We start from the raw sequence: 18,847 nt of genomic DNA, 5'->3' as shown, positions 1-18,847 counted from the left end.
CAACCATGCACCCTGATGCTGCCGTGCGTGTATTACTCGTAGAGGACCAGCGAGACCTTCGTGAGCTCTTGAAGAGCGGATTGGAGCGCAGAGGCATCCAGGTGCTCGCATGCGGAGAGGCGGGCGAGGCTCGAACCGGACTGAAGTCGTCCCCGGACATCGACGCCGTCGTGACCGACGCCACCCTTCGTGAGGTCGACGACGGGCTGGATCTGGCGCGGGAGATCCACGAAACTCAGCCCGACATGCCAGTCGTCGTCGTCAGTGGTTCCAGGGATGTCATCGCACGCGCCAAGGGCGTTGCCTCTGCGGTATTGGAGAAGCCCATCACCGCGGGGAAGCTGGCGTCCGTGCTCGAATCCGTGACAGGCGGGATCCACTAGCCAGCGCAGATGGCGGCCGAGCGCCCACTCCATGTTCTCGTGGTGGACGACGACGCGATCGACCGCAAGTCGGTGATACGCGCGCTCCGAACCTCGAGCGACGAGTTCGACGTCCTGGAAGCGAGCACTTGCGCACAGGCAATGGAATGCCTGTCGGCTCACGAAGTGGATTGCGCCATCGTCGACTTCTATCTGCCGGACGGAGATGCCAGCCGCATCCTCCTCAAGATCGCCCAAGAACGACTGGGGGTCCCGGTCGTCGTGCTCACGGGACAGGGAGACGAGGAGCTCGCCGTCCAGCTGCTCCAGGCCGGCGCGGCGGACTATCTGACCAAGAGCAGCGGCATGGGGGAGCGGATCCCGGGGGCCGTGCGGCGCGCAGTGCGGCTGGCGGAGGTCGAACGCAAGGCGCGTCAGGCGGAGGACGACCTCCGCGCTCACCGAGAGTCCTTGGCCACCACCTTGCGTAGCATCGCCGACGCCGTGGTCACCACCGACAGCACCGGCAACGTGACGTACCTGAACCCGGCGGCCGAGCGGCTGCTCGAAGTCGACGACGCCCGAGCCAACGGAAAGCCGTTGTGGCAGCTGGTGCGGGTCGACGACGGCAACTTCGAGACCCGCGTCCGCCAGGCGCTCCTCGGCTCTCCCGTAGCGAGCTCACGCAACCGCCTGTCTTTGCTGCGCAGCGACGGGTCACGGCTGGAGGTCGAGGAGCGCGTCAGCCTCTTGATGGGCAGCGACCGCAGCACTCCGAGCGGCGCCGTGATCTCGCTCACGGACGTGACGGAGCAACGTCGTGCCGAGAAGCGCTTGGCATTTCTCGCCGCCGCCAGCCCGGTGTTGGGCGCCACCCGCGAGCTCTCCCCGGCTTTGGATACGGCGGTGAACGTCGCCGTTCCCACCTTGGCGGATGCTTGCCTCGTGGGCGTGGCACCCCGGAATGGTGGTCGCGTGCAGTGGGCGCGCGCGGAGAGCGTCGACTTCGAGCCACCGCTGTTCCGGGAGCTGTGTGAGGCTCAGCTCTTCACCCCTGACGACATGGACCACCCGCTCAGCCGCGCCAGCAGCTTGGGGGCGGTGGCGGCACTCGACCTGGAGCAAGCTCGCGAGCTCTTGATCGGCAGCGGAGCAGCGGAGCAAAGCAAGCCGACCGCAGTGCTGGTGCCGTTTTCGGCGCACAGCGTCTTCGGCCTGCTGCTCATGGCCAGCCGCTCGCGCCGCTACGACCGAGAAGACATGGCCTTCGCTCAAGACTTCGGTCGGCGCGTCGGGCTGGCGGTAGACAACGCATGGCTGCTCGAACAGCTCGCACGCGCCATCCGCATCCGGGACGACCTCCTCGCCGTCGTCAGCCACGATCTTCGAAGCCCTCTCGGCACGCTGATGCTGGTGGCAGAGAGCCTGGAGGACGAGTGGGGCAGCGAAGACGGCATCGTGGACCATGCCAAGACCGTCACTCGCAGCGTGGAGCGTATGGACCGGCTGATCCGGGACCTGCTGGACGCAGAGAGCATCGAGACCGGATCGCTCGCGGTCAGCATCGAGTCCACGAACATCGCGGGTGTGCTCGAGGACTCCGTGGCGCTGTTCGCCTCACAGGCCGACGAACGGGGTATCGCCTTGATCGCGGAAATCGACGGCAGGCTTCCCCTAGTGTCCGCGGATCCGCATCGCATCGGCCAGGTGCTGGCGAATCTCATCGGCAACGCGCTGAAGTTCACGGAGCGGGGCGGCAGCATCACGGTCGGCGGCTGCGCGCAGTCCGCGACGGTAACTCTATCCGTCACGGACACGGGCCGAGGAATTCCCGCCGAAGACATCCCGCACCTGTTCGATCGGTTCTGGCGTGGCGATCGCAAGGCGCCCGGTGCAGGTCTCGGCCTCGCCATCGCCTCGGGGCTCGTCCTCGCCCACGGCAGCAGGCTTCGGGTGCAGAGCAAGCCGGGCGCCGGAAGCCGGTTCTATTTCGAGCTGCCGGCGGTCGACTGAAATCAGGGAAGCTCCACCAGCGTCCAGTACTTGTTGAGCGCGGCCATGGCCTTGACGAAGCGAGCGAATGTCACCGGCTTGACGATGTAGCCCGCCACCGCCAGCCGATAGGCGTCCACCTTGTCGCGCTCGTCGTTCGAGGTCGTCAACACGACCACTGGCAGCAACCTGAAGCGCTCGTCCCCCCGGATATGCCGCAAGAACTCGATGCCGTTCATGCGCGGCATGTTCAGGTCCAGGAGAACCAAGAGCCGCTCGGCCTTGATCTCACCGCTCTCCAGCATCTTCACCGCTTCTTCGCCGTCTCGAGCGACATGAAGCGGATTCAGAATGCGGTTCTTCTCGAACGCGCGGCGCACGTTCTTCACGTCGATCTCGTCGTCTTCCACAAGTAGAACGTGAAACTGGGCGTGCGGCGGGGTACTGTCGTTCACACTACTCTCCTGAGACCTTCGGCCAGCTGAAGTGGAATGTGGCTCCTTCACCCGGCGTGGACTCGACCCACGCTCGGCCCCCATGGGTCTCCACGATCTTTCGGACCAGGGCGAGCCCGATGCCGGTTCCGTCCACCACGTCGCGACTCTCGAGCTTCTGGAAGATGCCCCATATCTTTTCTTGATGGGCCGGCGCGATGCCCGGCCCGTTGTCGGACACCCAGTAGTCGACATGGCTTCCGTTGCTGCGCCCCCCCACTTCGATGCGTGGCGACGGCACGCGGGCGTACTTGATGGCGTTGGCCAAGAGGTTGTGAAGCACCTGCCGAAATGGTGCCAACTGCGCTTCCACCTCCGGCAGCTCCGGAGGCACGACAATGGAAACGTTCTTCGGGGGATCCAAGAGCTCCGCAACGTCTCGACAAATGGCGACAACGTCCAACGGCTCCGGCGCCCGCGAGAAGCGGCCCACGCGCGAGTACTGCAAGAGCCCATCAATGAGCGCTTCCATCCTGGAAACTCGATCTCGAAGCAGACGGAGGTTCTCCCGAATCTCGTCGTCCGCTGCGTCTCCCAGGTCTTCCTCCACCCAAGTGGATACGTTGGCGATGCCGCGCAGCGGCGCCTTCAAGTCATGGGACGCGATGTAGGCGAACTGATCCAGCTCGCGATTGCTGCGCTCGAGCTCCGCGGCCACCCGCGCCAGCTCGGCGATCTTGTCCTCCACCTGCCGGCGTTCTGCGACCAACTCGCTGACTTCCGCGCCATGGATCATGATCTCCATGGTCTCGCCTTCGTCGCGGAACACCGGTTGGAACAGGAAGTTATAGTACCGCTCGCGCCCGTTTCCGAGATTCACCTCGGAGACGGACTGCGGCACCCTGGTCTCGGTGGCGACGTCGAAGGCCTTCCTCAAAACATCGTCCGGCGACCGTGGGAAGAGCTCGCGGGTGCTCGTTCCGCGCTCGACGCTCTGACCGACCAACCCGGCCAGCTCGGCATTCGCCATCTGGTATCGGCCCGTGTCCGCATCCACGACAGCGATGACGGCCGGCGCCTGGTCGAAGAGGGCCCCCAGCCGTAGCCGCTCACGCTCGGATCGCTGGCGGGCCAATTGCTCGAACATCAGCGCACGCGCACGCTCCTCCGCCTGACGGCGCTCGGTGAGGTCGATGGCGATTCCCATCATCCCTCGGGGCTCGCCGTCGGAACCGAAGACGGGCATGCCTCTGGCGTGAAGCCATCGAATCTCACCGCTCGGCCTCACCACGCGCTCGTCGAACTCGAAGCTCGCGCCCTCGTCCTTGGCTCGCCGTAGCGCGGCTTCCACGTTCGCTCGGTCCTGGACATGAACGTAGCCCAGCGCGTCGTCGAGGCTCACCGGACCGATGCCAGGCTCCAAGCCATGGATGCGGTAGAGCTCATCGGACCACTCTACCCGGCCGGAGCCCGCGTCCCACTGCCAGCTGCCCAGGTGAGCGATGCGTTGCGCTTCGCTCAGTGCGCGTTCACGTTCCTCCAGCGCGGATTGCGCTCGCTCTCGCTCCACCGAACGACCCAGAATGATACCCACGTGCTCGAGCACCGTGATGTCCCGCGCGTCCAGATCTGCCGGCCGCGTGTCGAACAGCTCGATCACTCCCACTACGTGGTCCAAAGCGAGGATGGGGATCGCCAGCCCCGTGTGCAAGCCGACGGCGAGCGCCGCCGACCGCCGAAGGAATCGCGGCTCGGCGCTCACGTCTTTGATCAGCTGGCTCCGCTTGAACTTCAGCGCGGCTCCGGGCAGGCCACCACGGGAAAACTCCACCTCCGCGCTGGCTTCTCGAAAGGAACGGTAGCGCTGCTCATCCGCAAGGTGCCACACGTCTACCGAGACCAATCGGTCGTCTTCCGGCGCTACCAAGAGAGCGTGCCCCACGGGCCACTCCAGGAACTGACAGATACGCTCCAGCGAGACCTGCAGAGCCTCAGCGGAGGAACGTGTGGCGTTGACGGCTCCCGCAACGTCGACCAGGAGCGACAGCTCCTGGTCGGATTCGGTAGCCGTCCGGGGAACGGCAGCGGCAAACACTTCGGGAACTCAGCTCGATTCGTAACGTTGAAGCTTGCGGTACAGGGTCCTGCGGTCCAGCCCGAGGATCTTGGCGGCCTGGGTCTTGTTGCCGTTGGTGGCGTCCAGCACGCGCTGAATGTAGCGGCGCTCGACCACTTCCATGGTGGGCAGCTCGTTCGGGTCGTTGCTGGACACCACTGCGGACATCGCCGAGCTTTCCCGGATCTTCTTGGGCAGATCGTCCACCGTGATGCGGTCGTAGCGCGCCAGCGCCACCGCCCGCTCCATGGCGTTCTCGAGCTCGCGGACGTTGCCGGGGAACGGATAGCTCATGATCCGCTCAGCGGCCTCCGGAACCAGCCCGCACAGCTCTCGCTTCACACGCTTGGCCGCCCGCTCCAGGAAGTGCTGCGCTAAGAGCAGCGTGTCGTTGCCGCGGGCGCGCAGGGGCGGCACCTCCAGGCGGACGACATTGATGCGATAGAAGAGGTCCTCGCGAAAACGTCCCGCCTCGACCTCGTCTTCCAACTCCTTGTTGGTCGCCGCCACCACCCGGGCATCGAACGGCACCTCTCGAGAGCCACCGACGGGCCGGACCACGCGTTCCTCCAAGGCCCGAAGCAACTTGGACTGCATGGCCAGCGGCATTTCCCCGATCTCGTCGAGGAACAGGGTGCCGCCGTCGGCTTCCACGAACAGACCCGCGCGGGACGACTTGGCGTCCGTGAACGCGCCCCGCATGTGGCCGAACAGCTCGCTCTCGAGCAGCTGTTCCGGAACCGCCGCGCAGTTGATGGCCACGAAGTGTCCGCGGCGGGCACTCTGCTCGTGCAAGGCGCGGGCGATGAGCTCTTTGCCGGTGCCGCTCTCTCCGGTGATCAACACGCCGGCATCGCTCTCCGCGATGCGACCCACGAGCTCCACCAGGCGCTTCATCGCGGGACTTTCGCCGATGATGGCGTCGAAGCGCTCGGGCGTGGACACAGCGCGGCGCAGCCGTTGGACCTCGCGAGTGAGTGCGCGGTGCCGCACCGTGCGGTCCACCACGATGCCGAGCGAGTCCATCTCGATCGGCTTGGTGACGAAGTCATAGGCCCCCGCGCGAATTGCCCCGACCGCTGCGTCCATGCTGCCGAACGCCGTGAGCACCACCACGGGAAGGTCCGGCTGCTTCTCCAAGGCGCGCCGACAGAGCTCGAGTCCGTCGGAGTCACCGAGGTTGAGGTCGGCGAGCAGAACGTCGAAGTCCCCGGAGTCCAGCTCTGCCAGCGCGCCCGAGGAGGAGCTGGCAACGGATACTTCGTAGCCGCGCTTGGAGAGCGTCAACGCCACCAGCTCGCACATGCCACGGTCGTCATCGACGAACAGGACGCGGCCCCGACGAGCTCCGCTGGAGCGGATCCTCGAGGACTCGGGGGGGGTGGAATCTCGGTCGGGCTGGCGCTCGGCCTCGGACAACTGCATCTAACTCTCCTCAGTGACCCAGAGGCAGGACGCCAACGGGATGCGATCGAGGCAGCAAGCCCCATGCCGGCCATTCCGAGGCGTATTTACGCGAAGTACGCGGGCCGACACGTGGCAATACGCCCCACTGAGGCATAATGCAGCGCGCGTTCAGAGCAAGAGGTACAAGGTAACCACGACGCCGATCCCGATCGCCAACACCGCTGGCACCACGATCGCAATGAGGGTGATGACCCCGGCCCGGCGCACCGCCTGATTCACCTGCTGGCTCTGGAACTGCTGGAACGACGGCGACAGGGGCGCGCCGTACTGGTAGCCGATCTGCGGCACCTGACCGGGCGCGAGCCCCGGGTACTGACCACGGATTCGATCGTCGAGCACCTTGTTGACGAGGGCGGCGTGCTCCGCCGCCCTCGCGTGATGCTTGAGGACCAAGCCGCAGTACGGGCAGTTCGGCTTCGTCATGTCCTCCAGGGACAAGTTCGCGCCGCAGTGCTCGCAGTTCACGAGGTCACGCTTTCACCACGGCGTTCGCAGGGATCCACTGCTGAGAGCCGTTGTCGAACTGCACCAGGTACTGCCCGGGCGCGGCTTGCATCACCTGGCCCGGATACTGGTTTCCGTCCGACCACTTCACGCCGACGCGTGAGCCCGCCACGATGCCGCCGGTCACGAAAGAAGCCGCTTGGCCGAAACCAAAGCCGATCGGGTTCTGCATGATTGCCGCCTGTGCGGCCTGCGCCTGCAGCATGGCGGGGTTCTGCATCGCCGCCTGGACGGGATCCATGTTGGCCTGCGCCATCACTGCTTGCGCGTTGGGTTGCTGCATGGCCGCCGCGCTCGAGTCCCGCGTGACCTGTACTTGGCGCGGAGGCGAGCCACCGCGAATGCGCGCTTCTTCCTGGGCGAGATTGTTGGGATGTCCAGCGTACTGCATCATGTTCTGGCCCATGGTGGCGTTCCAATGGCCCGCCGCTTCGGTCCAGTCGCTCTGGGAGACGCCGGCGGCCTGGACGCCCGCTTCGAAGCCGTAGATCTTGATGAGCGCGCTGACGTGGACGTAGTCCTCATAGCTGACCCGAGCAGCGCCACCCTTTCGGCGAGCCAGCGCCGCTTGATACATCGGCATGAACGCCGTTGCCACTCGGCCCATGAGGGACATGTCCTGCATGCGCGCGGTCCAGCCCGTCTTCGCCGCCTCCCAGTCCGCCTGGCTCACCCCTTCCGCCGCGAGCACTTGTGCCGTGGCCTGCGGATCCTTGTCCTTGCCGTCCAACGCCGCGCCGATGTCCGCATAGCGCTCCAGTGAGATTCCATTGATTGGTGCAAACGGATCCATCGTGACCCTCCGGTTCTTTCCAGAGGAACCCATCGGCATTCCGAACGCAACATCTCTCTTGGCGACGCTGCGTCACCTCCGGGGGATCTGGCATGTCGCATGCTGTAGCCCGGGAGCACACGCGGGACGTCCGTCTTCTTCGGGCATCCCCTTCCCCGTCCGCCACGCCTGGCGCGGATCGCCCCGGGCAAACCGCCACGAGTCCCAATGCCGAGTCCCCAGAACCTCACTCAAAAACTGATCTCCTCCCATCTCGAATGGGGCGCTCTGGAGCCGGGAGCCGAAATCGGCCTGCACGTGGATCAGACCCTGACCCAAGACGCGACGGGAACGCTGGTGATGCTGGCCTTGGAGGCGCTGGGTCTGGACCGCGTAAAAACCGAGGTGTCCGCTCAATACGTGGACCACAACCTGATCCAAGCAGATCACAAGAATCCCGACGACCACCTATTCCTGGCCAGCGCTTGCCGCCGCTTCGGCATCGAGTTCTGCGCCCCTGGCGGGGGCGTGAGCCATCCCGTACACATGCAGCGGCTGGGGATTCCTGGAAAGAGCTTGCTGGGTTCGGATAGCCACACCTGCGCCGGCGGCGCCCTCGGAATGCTGGCCATCGGAGCGGGGGGGCTCGACGTGGCCCTGGCCATGGCAGGCGAGCCGTACGTGGTGCCGATGCCGGAGGTCTGGAATGTGCAACTGGTCGGCGAGCTCGACGAATGGGTGAGCGCCAAAGACGTCATATTGGAGCTGTTGCGCCGTCATGGCGTGTCCGGTGGCGTCGGCCGCGTGATCGAATACAGCGGTCCGGGCCTCGTCGGCCTCAGTGCCATGGATCGCCATGTCATCGCGAACATGGGCGCGGAGCTCGGAGCCACGACGAGCGTGTTTCCCTCCGATCTGCGCACGGAGGAGTTCTTGAGCGCCCAGGGAAGGGGTGAGGATTTCCGTGCCCTCGCCGCAGACGATGGGGCCAGCTACGACTACACCGAAACCATCGAACTATCGGAGGTCGAGCCGTTGATTGCGAAGCCTTCGAGCCCGGGCAACGTGGTGCCCGTTTCCGATGTCGTCGGTGAACCCGTGTACCAAGGGTACATCGGTTCGTCCGCCAACCCCGGGTACCGCGACTTCGCCATCGCCGCGGCGATGGTGCGAGGCAAGCACACGCCGCCAACCGTGAGCTTCGACGTCAACCCAACGTCGCGTCGGCTTCTACTGATGCTCATTCGTAGTGGCTTGCTCGCCGACCTCATCGGCGCCGGAGCACGGGTACACCAGACCGGCTGCAACGGCTGCATCGGGATGGGCCAGGCGCCGGCGACGGGGACGAACAGCCTACGCACCACACCTCGCAACTTCCCTGGCCGCTCAGGCACGAGAGAAGATCGCGTTTGGCTGTGCAGCCCAGAGACGGCCACGGCCTCTGCGTTGGCGGGCAAGATCACCGATCCTCGGGAGCTGGGTCGTCAATGGTTCGATCTCGAAGCGCCCAGAGGGCCGTTGTTGGCCGAGGACCCGTATCGACACCCGCCGACCAGTGGCGCCGACGAACCTCTGGAGAAAGGCCCGAACATTGGAAGTATGCCCACTCTCGATCCGCTCCCGAAGCGGCTGGAGGTCAGGGTGCTGCTCTCACTCCCAGCCGACGTGTCCACCGACGAGATCCTGCCCGCGGGAACCCGGGTCCTGCCGTATCGGAGCAACATCGACAAGATTGCAGACTTCTGTTTCGAACCCTACGAGACCAAAGACGGTCGCAGTTACGCCGAAGCTGCCCGCGAGCTACGAAGCCACGCGGTGGTGGCGGGGGAGAACTACGGACAGGGCTCCAGCCGGGAGCACGCGGCCCTCGCCCCTAGACATCTAGGACTGCGACTGGTCCTGGCCACGAGCCTCAGTCGGATCCATCGGGCCAACCTGATCAACTACGGCGTCCTTCCATTGCTGTTCAAGGCCCCCGAAGACAAGGACGCCGTCTCCGAGGGCGATACCCTCGGTCTGGACACCGCTCGGCTTGCACCCGACAGGGACGCTGCGATCGAGGTAGCCGGAAAGAAGACTCTCCGAGTGGCGCACGATCTCTCTGAGCGCGAGCTCGAAGTGATCTTTGCAGGTGGGCGGATTGCGGAGGTCCGAAACCGTGTCACCGCGGATCGAACGTGAAGGAGTCGACCAGCACGGGAGGCTCCTGCGAGAGCGGGTCTTGCTTACCGATGCACCAGCCATCGACCTGACCCGTTGGGCGCACGCGCAAGCGCAAGAAGTGCTTGAAACCGGGGTGGTCCAGCGCGGTGAAGGCCTGCGTCTGTTCCAGCCCGAACCGCGTGAGGAGGGCCAGGTACGCGCCGAACACGAAGGCACCGAGCAACGTGGTGGGCAGCAGGAGCAGTGCGGCAGCCGGCCAACTGCTCGCCGCCGCCGCGGGCGCCACGGGGAGCGCGACGATCGCCCCCGCGGCAAGTAGGGCGAGCGCGACGATCACCCCTCGGCGCTTCGAGCGGAGCCCTCCAATCAGCGAGAACACGACCGTGATGCCGATCCAGGCAACAACCAGCCCGGGCAGGGTTGGAGCGATCCCCAGCTCGCGAACCGTCGTGAGCACGGGACCGTACAAGGCCAACAGCAAAATGTGAGGAATCAACCCAGAACGTCCCACCGCGACCTTCCATGGGACTTGCCGGAGCAGCGCTGCCGACGCGCGAGGACCAGGCCAGGAGAGCGTCGGCCGCATGCGCCCCGGCGCATCCGGACAGGCGGGGTGCAGGAAAGCTCCGCCGCCCCCGGCAGTGACGTGCAACGTGGGGCCGTCCTCGAGGCGCTCGTAGTGGTGGATGTCCCCCGAGAGAACGAAGTGAGGCTCGGCATCCAGGTCGAGCTGGAGGGAAGTGACCATCCCCACGCCCGTGCGGCTCGGCTCACCGAAGGCGAACACGGGATCCGGCAGCATCAACCACAACCGACCGTGGGGCAGCTCGTCCCGAGCCTCGGAGAAGAACCGCCGCTGCCGAAAGTCCAGCTGCTTGAGCTGACGGTCGATGGCCCACAGCGTGAGCTGCGGACTGAGCGGCAGGGCGAAATAGCTCGCAGTCTGCACCGGGACGTAGCCGGACAGAGCCAAGAGCGGTGGTTTCGAGACGTAGCCGCCCTTGACGAGCTCCTTGGCCCAGTCCGCGTAGTGCTCGAAAGGACGCCGCCAAATTCCGACCGTGCTCGGACGGGGACCGTCGTCGTCGTCCTGCCGGTCTCGCCGCCGGAACAGACGCCCGAAGCCATCCAGCCCGTCGTACCAGTCGTGGTTCCCTGGAATGCCGAGCAACACGCGCGGGCGTTCGTCGTCCGCTTCTTCGAGCACCTGGTTGAAGGGCACCAGCACTCGGTTCGTGATCTCCTTGGCCGTGGCCACGGGGTACGCCGTATCCCCACCGAACATGAGCAGGTCGCCGCGGGGTGCGCTGAGCACTTCTCCCTCGCGTTCGGGATCCGGCAACTCGTACTCGGCGAAGACCAGCCGCGCGACGGCGCGACTCACCGCAACGTCGTCCCCGGTATCCGCCAGATAGTCGATCCACACCTCTCGACCGAGGGCCTCACTCAGGGTCTCCGCCTCGGACTCCACTCCGAGCTCGCGGACGATGCGTCGGAGAAGCTCCGCCGGAGGATCGGGCGTCATCCAGTCGCGGCTGTCGACGTCCTCCGTCGCGATACCGCTCGCCAACAGGTGGCGCAGGTGCCCCCAAAAGGAGCGAATACCGAACCACACCACGCCGCGCGGATGCTCCCGACCGCGGGTGAACTTGCGACGTGGTTCGTCGGGAGCGCGGGCAGAGGGGCGAATCACGGCGGGAGCGAGTATCCTCCGAGCCACGGAGGCGTCAAAAAGCGATGACCGAAGGCTCGTTCGATCTCTACTACTGGCCCAACATCCCGGGGCGCGGAGAATTCGTGCGTCTGGCCCTGGAAGAAGCCGGCGCGTCGTACCGCGACGTCGCTCGCCTGCCCGAGTCCGAGGGAGGCGGCGTTCCCGCTCTGCTCGCCGTGCTCCGCGGTGAGCGCGGTCGGCCGCTGCCCTTCGCGCCTCCGGTGCTGGTCGTGGACGGCCGGCTCGTCGCCCAGGTGGCCAACATCCTCCAGGTGCTGGCGCCGCGCCTGGGTCTCGCCCCCGAGAGCGAACCCCTTCGCACAGAAGCCCTTCAGCATCAGCTCACGATCGCCGACTTCGTCGCCGAGGTGCACGACACGCACCACCCGATCGGCTCGGGCGCCTACTACGAAGAGCAGAAGGCCGAGGCGAAGCGCCGCGCGGAGCAGTTTTTGTCGTCGCGCTTGCCGAAGTTCATGCACTACTTCGAGAGCTTGCTGGACGAAAACGGTGGCAGGTACATGGTCGGCAGCTCGCTCACCGCGGTGGATCTCTCGATGTTCCAGGTCGTGCGCGGCTTGGAGTATGCGTTTCCCAACGCCTGGAAGCACTTTGCAGCCAGTGTTCCGAAGCTCGTTCAGCTCGCCGACGATGTGTCACGGCGCCCGAACGTCGCCGCCTACCTCGCTTCTCCCCGCCGCCTCGCCTTCAACGAAGACGGCATCTTTCGGCGCTACCCCGAGCTGGACGAAGCCTGAGGCTCAGGGTCCTCAGATCGCGCCGAGGGCCAGCGCCGCAACCCAGGCGCCCGCCGCTGCGGCGACGGGCACGGTGAAGTTGTCGTCGAGCTTGCTGAAGAGCTCGACCACGGCGGCGACGGCGGACGCGGCCACCGCGACGCCGATCACCGCGAGCATGGGGGTGGCCGAGTGCCAAACCAGGAGTGTCACCACGGCCGCAAGCACGCCGGTGACGAAGAACGCGAGCGTGCCTTCCAAGGAGCGCCCCTGCGCGATTCGGAGCTTGCCGAAGCGCCGTCCGATCAGCGCCGCCATGGGGTCCGCGAGCGCCAGCACGGCCACCGCGACGGCACACACCATCTGCTCTTGAATGAACGAGATGGTCAGGAGCGCGGTGGCGTACCAGGTGGAGGAGTTCACCCGATGCCGCTCGTGGGGATGAGCGATGGGGCGAAAGATCCACATCAGTCCGTCGTTCGCTCGTGGGCTCACGCGGCGCAGTACCTCCAGAAACCAGAACGTGCCCGCGAAGATGGCCGGCGCGATGATGATGCCGCGGAGCGAGAGCACCTCTTCCACGAGCAAGAGCACGGTCAACCCGGACAGCACGTGGAACGCTGAGCGCGTCCAGTTCTTGGGGCGCAAGCTGGGAACGTCCACGGCTTGCGCGCGAAGCCCCTGCGCCAAGGCCTCGTAGGCCGGGATCACGCGAGCGCGAAAGGCGAGCCACGCTTCCCGCGGAGCGCTGTGCTCCGCCGGTGCGCTCTCTCGAATCGTCCGCCCCACCTCGTTCAGCCGCTCTCTTAGGGCGCTCTTGGTCGCGGCGGAGGCGTTGACGATGTGCGTCACCCGCTGCTGGATCTGCCCCAGGCGGTCGCGAAAGGCGGTGGAGACGTCGTCCCGCCAGCCCGCGCGGTCCAAACCGCGCAAGACGTCATAGAGCTCCAAGGCCACCTCGCCGCCGCCGAGAGCCACCGCGTCCATTGGGCCTCGGTAACCCCGCAATGCAGGAAGGGCAAGAGGGGCCCGGCGCGTTATGATCGAATCGTGACACGAGCGTTTGCGGTGCTTTCCTGGGTTTTGATGGCGAGCTGCGGGGCAGCCGCGCCGGCTCCGGCGGTCGAAAAGCCCGTGGTCACGGTCGCGCCCCCCGCCGAGGATGCCTCGGACGAATCCGGCGACGCCCCTCCCGAAGCGGCGCCCTCGCGGCGGGCGGACTTGGACGAGTGCGTGGCCCTGCTTCGATCTGCCAGCGACCTGCCAAGCGCGCCGGAGGAGCGAGATCTCTACGCCGCCGCGCTCGACGCGGAGCGTCGTGGAGATCTGACGGAGGCACGCAGGACGTACTTCGAGCTGATCCAGAACTACCCGCGCTCGCGCTTCGTGCCCCTCACGTATTTGGCGTTCGGCGAGCAGTTCCGAGAAGAAGCCGCCAAGGATCCATCCAAAGCGCAGCTCGCGATCCAGGCAATGAGAGAAGTGCTCAAGTACCCGCCGGCGGACAACCCGGTCTTCGCCTACGCCGCTTTGCGCATCGCCGAGCTCGAGGAAGACGAAGGATCGCGGGCGTTGGCAGACTACAAGCGCGCCATCGAAGCAGCTGACAAGAGCGCCTGCGGCGAAGCCATCTCCGACTTGGCCCGCGCGGGCGTGGTGACGACCTACGTCACCGTCGGGCGCCCCACGGCGGCGTGGAGCTTTTTCCGTAACATCGCACCCGACGACGACACCGCCGCCGCCATGATCGTCAGCCTGATGGACGCGTACGAGAGCAGCGGGATGCCGGCCAAGGCGTGCGAAGCTGCACTTTCCGCAACCACACCTCCCGCGCGGGTCGAGGCCCGAGCGCGACGCTGCAAGAAGACACCATGAAGCGCATCGCCCTCGCTCTGTGGGAGCTGCCCCAGAACGTGCTGGGGCTCTCGCTCCTTGGCCTGGAAAGGACCTTGGGGACTGCCGTCGGCACCGACAGCCAAGGCGGTCGCTTGATGATCGAGTCCAAGCTCGCAGCGGTGTCGCTCGGGCACTTCGTGTTCTGGTGTCGCGCACGCGAAAGTCGCTACTTCGTGCTGGACGATCAGACGCGCGCTCACGAGTACGGCCACACCTTTCAGTCGCGCCTGCTCGGTCCCCTGTACCTTCCCCTCGTGGGCGTGCCGAGCGTGATGCGGGTGCTCTACGCGATTGCCCATCGCGAGGTCACCGGCCGGCGCTGGACGCGGTATTTCGACGGCTACCCGGAGAACTGGGCCGACCGTCTCGGTGGCGTCACGCGGGGACGTCCGGGTGGTTCCGCGGCGGACCGACCCCCAAATGAAGAATGATGTTGGTGAGACGCGGAACCACGAGCACGCGATCCCCTTGACGGAGCAGAAACGACATCGCCGCGCGCTGATCGTCACGGGCACGGTGCAGGGCGTCGGGTTTCGTCCGTTCGTGTACGGCCTGGCGGAGCGGCACGGGCTCGGCGGCTTCGTGCAGAACCAGGTCGGCGCGGTGCGAGTGGAGGTGGAAGGGCCCGAGGCGGCGCTCGACGCTTTTGTGCAGGAGATCCGCGACCGACCGCCGCCGCTTGCTCGCGTGGAAAACGTGCGCGTGGAAGCGCTGGAGCCCAGCGGCGCGGAGCGCTTCGATATCCGCGAAAGTGCCGGCGGACGCGATGGCGACGTGGTCATCGCGCCGGACATCGCGACCTGCGACGACTGTCTGGTGGAGCTGTTCGATCCCTCGGACCGGCGCCACGGGTATCCGTTCATCAACTGCACCAACTGCGGCCCGCGGCTCAGTATCGTCGTGAGCGCGCCCTACGATCGCGAGCGCACGACGATGCGCGGTTTCGAAATGTGCGCGGAGTGCCGTCGAGAGTACGAGGATCCCCGCGACCGGCGCTTCCATGCGCAGCCCATCGCCTGCCCCCGGTGCGGGCCGAGGCTCACCCTCGCCGGCAGCGACCAGCCGCTGGAGGAGTGCGCCCGGCGGCTCTGCGCCGGCGAGATCGGCGCGATCAAAGGTCTGGGCGGCTACCATCTGGCCTGCGACGCGAGCAACGACCGCGCCGTGGAAGAGCTGCGGCGCCGCAAGCACCGTGACGAGAAGCCTTTCGCGGTGATGGTCACGGATCTCGACGCGGCGCGACAGCTCGCCGACGTGAGCGCAGAAGAAGCTGCGCTCTTGTGCTCGAAGGAGCGACCCATCGTCGTCTTGGCGCGGCGCGCGGACGCTCCCTTGTCGAAAGCGGTGGCGCCGGGAGTGAAGACGTGCGGCGTGATGCTGCCGTACACGCCGCTGCATCATCTCCTGCTCCGGGCCGTGGGTCGCGCTTTGGTGATGACCAGCGGCAACCGCGGCAACGAGCCCATTGCCTTCGAGGACGACGACGCCCGGGAGCGCCTGTCCGACATTGCGGACTTCTTCCTGAGTCACGATCGCCCCATCCATCTACGGGTGGAGGACTCGGTTTCCCGCGTCGTGAGCGGGGCAGAGCTGCCGCTCCGGCGAGCCCGGGGCTTCGCGCCGCTGTCGCTGCGCCTGTCCCGACCGCTGGCGCGCCCCATCCTGGCGCTCGGCGCAGATCTGAAGAGCGCGTTCGCGCTGGGCTTCGGCGAGCATGCCGTAGTGAGCGGGCACGCGGGGGATCTGGACGACGTGTCCGCGTTCCGCGCGTGGGCGCAAGGCATCCGCCACTACCAACGCGCGTACGGAGTGCGGCCCCTGCGCTGGGCGCACGACCTGCATCCGGACTATGCGAGCACACGCTACGCGTGCGAACAGGCAGGCGTCGAGCTCGTGGCGGTGCAGCACCATCACGCGCACCTGGTGTCGTGCCTGGTGGACAATGCCTTCGACGGCCCGGCCATTGGCGTGATCTTCGACGGCATGGGTTACGGCAGCGACGGCGCGGCGTGGGGCGGCGAGTTCTTGGTCGGCGACGCGCGGCACTTCGAGCGCGCCGCGTGCTTCACGGAGGTCCCGCTGCCGGGCGGGGACGCGGCGGCGCGGGAGCCCTGGCGCATGGCCGTCAGCCATCTACACCACGCGGGCATCGATCCGCTGACCCACGCCGTGGCAGAACGAGAGAACGTCCGCGGGCTGCTACGCATGATCGAGGCCGGCGTGAACGCGCCGCTCACGTCCAGCGTGGGGCGCCTGTTCGACGCCGTCGCGTGCCTCGCGAACGTCGCAGACCGCACCAGCCACGAGGGCGCCGCCGCGATGGCGCTCGAAGCGCGGGCCCTACCCGGCGCGGCCCCCTATCCCTTCGGTCTGATCGAGGGCACGCCGCTCCGCGTGGACACGGCTCCGCTGATCCGCAGCCTGGTGGATGACGACGTCGCCCGCGTCGCGAGCCGATTCCACGCGACGCTGGTGGACATCGTTTCCGCGGTGGTGGAGCGCATCGCGGCGCGCACCGGACTTTCTACCGTGGCGCTCAGCGGCGGTGTGTTTCAGAACGCGCTCTTGGCCGAGACGCTCCGTGCGCGGCTTCGATTGGACGGGCTCTCCGTGCTCACCCACCGGAGCGTTCCGCCCAACGATGGCGGCATCAGCTTGGGCCAGCTGGCCATCGCCGGCGCGCGCTGATCCCGCGCGCGTTCGAGCTACATCCGCGGCCGTTACGCGAAGACTCCCGGAAATCCGCGGCTGCAAGCGGCAGGCTTGATGCACCGCTCGAGGACGGAGGTTCACCGTGAAGTCGTGCCGAGACTTCGAAACGCAGGCGGCCCTCGATGCAGAGAACGACGTGGCCTCGACGCGCGAGCGATCGCGGGCGGCGTGCCCCTCTCGGGGCTGTACGACGTACGGCCGCTGGGGCCGTCACTCCAGCTCCAGTGCGCGGAAATCCGGCGGCAAAGCCCGCTGCTCTTCCCACTCCCGGCCGAAGCGCCGGCGCTGCTGATGAGCTACGGCGCCCGGGCGCAATCACTTCACTGCGATGACGGACTTGATGGCCCCGGAGGCTCCGCTCACCCGCGCGATTGCCGACTTCACTCACGCGAGGTGACGCAGCTTCTCCGGGTTGCGCACGCCGTAGAAGGCCACGATCTTGCCGTGGCGGATCTCGAGCGCCAGGGTCTCCACGCCGTCGTCGCGATGGAACAGAAACCCAGGGTGCCCGTTGATACGCACCACTTGGGCGTCCGTGGGCAAGCGACCTTTGCGCGCCGTCGCCAAGAAGAAGCGCAGGATCTTGTCGCGGCCGTAGATCGGATTGAGGGCCGCCGAGCGCTTCCCGCCGCCGTCGGAGTACAGCACGGCGTCTTCCGCCAGCACCGCCGCGAGCCCGGTGACGTCCCCCGTGGAAACGGCCACGGCGAACGCCTCGGTCACGCGCTGTTCCGTACCGCGATCCGAGTCGAAGCGCGGCCGGTTCTCCCGCACGTGGGTGCGCCCCCGCGCCGCGAGCTGGCGGCACGCCGCTTCACTCCGATCCAGCGCGCTCGCGATGTCCGCGTAGCCCAGATCGAAGACGTCGTGCAGCAGGAACGCCGCCCGCTCCAGAGGCGAAAGTCGCTCCAGCGTCATCATCAGTGCCACGGACACGTCCTCTGCCGCCGCTGCCCCCGCGTCCTCCACTATGGGCTCCGGGAGCCACGTGCCCACGTACTTTTCCCGCTGCATGCGCGCGGACTTCAAGCGGTCCAAGCTCAGGCGCGTCACCACCTTACCGAGGTAGGCACGAGCATCGCTCACGCTCGCGTGGTCCACGTTCTGCCAGCGCAGGTAGGCGTCCTGCACGGCGTCCTCCGCCTCGGCGATGGATCCGAGCATTCGGTAGGCGACGCTCACCAGGTAACGACGATGCGGTTCGAAATCGTGCTCGCTCATGCCGACAGCCGCGCCACCTGAACGGGCTCGTTGGAGACCAGAACGCGCTGGCATGCTCGGCCGTGACCGAGTGCGTACTTGAGCGTGGGGAACAGGCGGGACGACACGACGGCAAACGCGAGGGAAATGATCGCCCGCGGCCCCCAGCGGCGCTCCACCTCGTGTCGCAGCGCGTCCGCTTCCGGTGCGTGATCGAGCGTGGCTCGGGCGAAAGCGAAGCCCAGCCGCGCATCTTCGCCCATCCGCTGCTCGTCGCCCGTCAGCACCGCTCGCAGGGTCTCCTCGGCGACGCCGTCGCGCAAGGCCATCGTAACCAGCAGCTGGGTGCATGGTCCACAGTCCTCGCGGAGTGCGCCGGTGATCTTGGCCGCGTAGCAGGCCGCGGCGGGCACGTCCTTGCGATAGTCCGAAAGCCCGGAGACCCGGGCGAAGCGAAGAAATGCCCCCACGTCCCGGTCCAACAGGTCCCGGAGGTAGCTCGCGTCGTATCCCAGATCCGCCTCGAAAGCGGAAATCCTCCAGCGTATCAGCCACTTGAGCATGGTCGTCGTCCTCCTACCCAGAACGACGACCGAGCCACGCATCCTGTGACACGCTTAGACTCGAGACCCGAGCTCGGGTCCAGCGCCGGGTTGCCAGAACAGCCACAAGCCCCGTCTGGTCGGCGCAGAGCAAGGCTGTCGAGTCACAACGCGAACGGGGGCGGGGACCCGTTCGCTGGAATCACATGGACAGTCTTTGGCACGATCAGATCACG

At 66.7% G+C, this 18,847-nt stretch carries 16 protein-coding genes; 7 read left to right on the top strand and 9 right to left on the bottom strand.

What is annotated here, in order from left to right; translation table 11 throughout:
• The first annotated feature begins 5 nt into the window (after positions 1–5).
• The gene (locus tag H6717_00465) at positions 6–383 is read left to right on the top strand and encodes a response regulator (protein MCB9575484.1); all 378 of its coding nucleotides are present in this window, start codon (positions 6–8) and stop codon (positions 381–383) included.
• A 9-nt stretch (positions 384–392) separates the two neighbouring features.
• Complete coding sequence (locus H6717_00460) at positions 393–2,375, top strand: response regulator (GenBank protein MCB9575483.1); 1,983 nt, start codon at positions 393–395, stop codon at positions 2,373–2,375.
• Between the two features lie 2 nt (positions 2,376–2,377).
• On the opposite strand, the gene H6717_00455 is transcribed toward H6717_00460, so the two are convergent.
• From H6717_00455 to H6717_00435, 5 genes are all read right to left on the bottom strand, one after another.
• A complete protein-coding gene (locus H6717_00455) occupies positions 2,378–2,893 on the bottom strand; it encodes a response regulator (GenBank protein ID MCB9575482.1) in 516 nt (171 codons plus the stop codon).
• The gene (locus tag H6717_00450; GenBank protein ID MCB9575481.1) at positions 2,811–4,883 is read right to left on the bottom strand and encodes a PAS domain-containing protein; all 2,073 of its coding nucleotides are present in this window, start codon (positions 4,881–4,883) and stop codon (positions 2,811–2,813) included. Before H6717_00450 ends, H6717_00455 begins: the two co-directional genes overlap by 83 nt.
• Positions 4,884–4,892: 9 nt before the next feature.
• Positions 4,893–6,329, bottom strand: coding sequence for a sigma-54-dependent Fis family transcriptional regulator (locus H6717_00445; protein ID MCB9575480.1), 1,437 nt, complete (start codon positions 6,327–6,329; stop codon positions 4,893–4,895).
• 150 nt (positions 6,330–6,479) lie between these two features.
• A complete protein-coding gene (locus H6717_00440; GenBank protein MCB9575479.1) occupies positions 6,480–6,836 on the bottom strand; it encodes a hypothetical protein in 357 nt (118 codons plus the stop codon).
• Between the two features lie 4 nt (positions 6,837–6,840).
• Complete coding sequence (locus H6717_00435) at positions 6,841–7,668, bottom strand: hypothetical protein (protein ID MCB9575478.1); 828 nt, start codon at positions 7,666–7,668, stop codon at positions 6,841–6,843.
• A gap of 207 nt (positions 7,669–7,875) precedes the next feature.
• Here H6717_00435 and H6717_00430 point away from each other — a divergent pair, with 207 nt between their 5' ends.
• A complete protein-coding gene (locus H6717_00430; protein ID MCB9575477.1) occupies positions 7,876–9,828 on the top strand; it encodes an aconitate hydratase in 1,953 nt (650 codons plus the stop codon).
• On the opposite strand, the gene H6717_00425 is transcribed toward H6717_00430, so the two are convergent.
• Positions 9,809–11,503 (bottom strand): hypothetical protein, encoded by a 1,695-nt coding sequence (locus H6717_00425; GenBank protein MCB9575476.1) that lies wholly within the window; start codon positions 11,501–11,503, stop codon positions 9,809–9,811. The genes H6717_00430 and H6717_00425 overlap by 20 nt on opposite strands.
• Before the next feature lie 44 nt (positions 11,504–11,547).
• On the opposite strand from H6717_00425, the gene H6717_00420 reads away from it, so the two are divergent.
• Positions 11,548–12,282 (top strand): glutathione S-transferase family protein, encoded by a 735-nt coding sequence (locus H6717_00420; GenBank protein MCB9575475.1) that lies wholly within the window; start codon positions 11,548–11,550, stop codon positions 12,280–12,282.
• 12 nt (positions 12,283–12,294) lie between these two features.
• On the opposite strand, the gene H6717_00415 is transcribed toward H6717_00420, so the two are convergent.
• Positions 12,295–13,248, bottom strand: a complete 954-nt coding sequence (locus tag H6717_00415; GenBank protein ID MCB9575474.1) for a hypothetical protein — start codon at positions 13,246–13,248, stop codon at positions 12,295–12,297.
• Positions 13,249–13,311: 63 nt separating this feature from the next.
• Here H6717_00415 and H6717_00410 point away from each other — a divergent pair, with 63 nt between their 5' ends.
• From H6717_00410 to hypF, 3 genes are read left to right on the top strand one after another with little or no spacing between them, the layout of a single operon-like run.
• The gene (locus H6717_00410; protein ID MCB9575473.1) at positions 13,312–14,136 is read left to right on the top strand and encodes a hypothetical protein; all 825 of its coding nucleotides are present in this window, start codon (positions 13,312–13,314) and stop codon (positions 14,134–14,136) included.
• A complete protein-coding gene (locus H6717_00405) occupies positions 14,133–14,588 on the top strand; it encodes a hypothetical protein (protein ID MCB9575472.1) in 456 nt (151 codons plus the stop codon). The genes H6717_00410 and H6717_00405 overlap by 4 nt, the downstream gene beginning before the upstream one ends.
• The gene (hypF, locus tag H6717_00400; GenBank protein MCB9575471.1) at positions 14,578–16,845 is read left to right on the top strand and encodes a carbamoyltransferase HypF; all 2,268 of its coding nucleotides are present in this window, start codon (positions 14,578–14,580) and stop codon (positions 16,843–16,845) included. Before H6717_00405 ends, hypF begins: the two co-directional genes overlap by 11 nt.
• A gap of 408 nt (positions 16,846–17,253) precedes the next feature.
• Here hypF and H6717_00395 read toward each other — a convergent pair whose 3' ends face one another.
• Together H6717_00395 and H6717_00390 are read right to left on the bottom strand one after the other, a co-directional pair.
• The gene (locus tag H6717_00395) at positions 17,254–18,090 is read right to left on the bottom strand and encodes a sigma-70 family RNA polymerase sigma factor (GenBank protein MCB9575470.1); all 837 of its coding nucleotides are present in this window, start codon (positions 18,088–18,090) and stop codon (positions 17,254–17,256) included.
• Positions 18,087–18,632 carry a hypothetical protein gene (locus tag H6717_00390; GenBank protein ID MCB9575469.1) on the bottom strand — a complete coding sequence of 182 codons (546 nt, stop codon included), beginning with the start codon at positions 18,630–18,632 and terminating at the stop codon, positions 18,087–18,089. Before H6717_00390 ends, H6717_00395 begins: the two co-directional genes overlap by 4 nt.
• Between the last annotated feature and the right edge of the window lie 215 nt (positions 18,633–18,847).

It is taken from the genome of Polyangiaceae bacterium (assembly GCA_020633235.1).
Lineage (GTDB): Bacteria > Myxococcota_A > Polyangia > Polyangiales > Polyangiaceae > JACKEA01.
The sequence above is the reverse complement of the archived record's forward strand: the minus strand, read 5'-3'. Positions and strand labels throughout refer to the sequence as shown.

What these genes read in the sequence shown, in the direction of transcription:
- H6717_00420 (MCB9575475.1), top strand. Translation starts at nt 11,548, where the DNA reads ATGACCGAAGGCTCGTTCGATCTCTACTACTGGCCCAACATCCCGGGG.
- H6717_00390 (MCB9575469.1), bottom strand. Translation starts at nt 18,632, where the DNA reads ATGCTCAAGTGGCTGATACGCTGGAGGATTTCCGCTTTCGAGGCGGAT.
- H6717_00395 (MCB9575470.1), bottom strand. Translation starts at nt 18,090, where the DNA reads ATGAGCGAGCACGATTTCGAACCGCATCGTCGTTACCTGGTGAGCGTC.
- hypF (MCB9575471.1), top strand. Translation starts at nt 14,578, where the DNA reads ATGAAGAATGATGTTGGTGAGACGCGGAACCACGAGCACGCGATCCCC.
- H6717_00430 (MCB9575477.1), top strand. Translation starts at nt 7,876, where the DNA reads ATGCCGAGTCCCCAGAACCTCACTCAAAAACTGATCTCCTCCCATCTC.
- H6717_00415 (MCB9575474.1), bottom strand. Translation starts at nt 13,248, where the DNA reads ATGGACGCGGTGGCTCTCGGCGGCGGCGAGGTGGCCTTGGAGCTCTAT.
- H6717_00465 (MCB9575484.1), top strand. Translation starts at nt 6, where the DNA reads ATGCACCCTGATGCTGCCGTGCGTGTATTACTCGTAGAGGACCAGCGA.
- H6717_00405 (MCB9575472.1), top strand. Translation starts at nt 14,133, where the DNA reads ATGAAGCGCATCGCCCTCGCTCTGTGGGAGCTGCCCCAGAACGTGCTG.
- H6717_00435 (MCB9575478.1), bottom strand. Translation starts at nt 7,668, where the DNA reads ATGGATCCGTTTGCACCAATCAATGGAATCTCACTGGAGCGCTATGCG.
- H6717_00455 (MCB9575482.1), bottom strand. Translation starts at nt 2,893, where the DNA reads ATGGGGGCCGAGCGTGGGTCGAGTCCACGCCGGGTGAAGGAGCCACAT.
- H6717_00445 (MCB9575480.1), bottom strand. Translation starts at nt 6,329, where the DNA reads ATGCAGTTGTCCGAGGCCGAGCGCCAGCCCGACCGAGATTCCACCCCC.
- H6717_00460 (MCB9575483.1), top strand. Translation starts at nt 393, where the DNA reads ATGGCGGCCGAGCGCCCACTCCATGTTCTCGTGGTGGACGACGACGCG.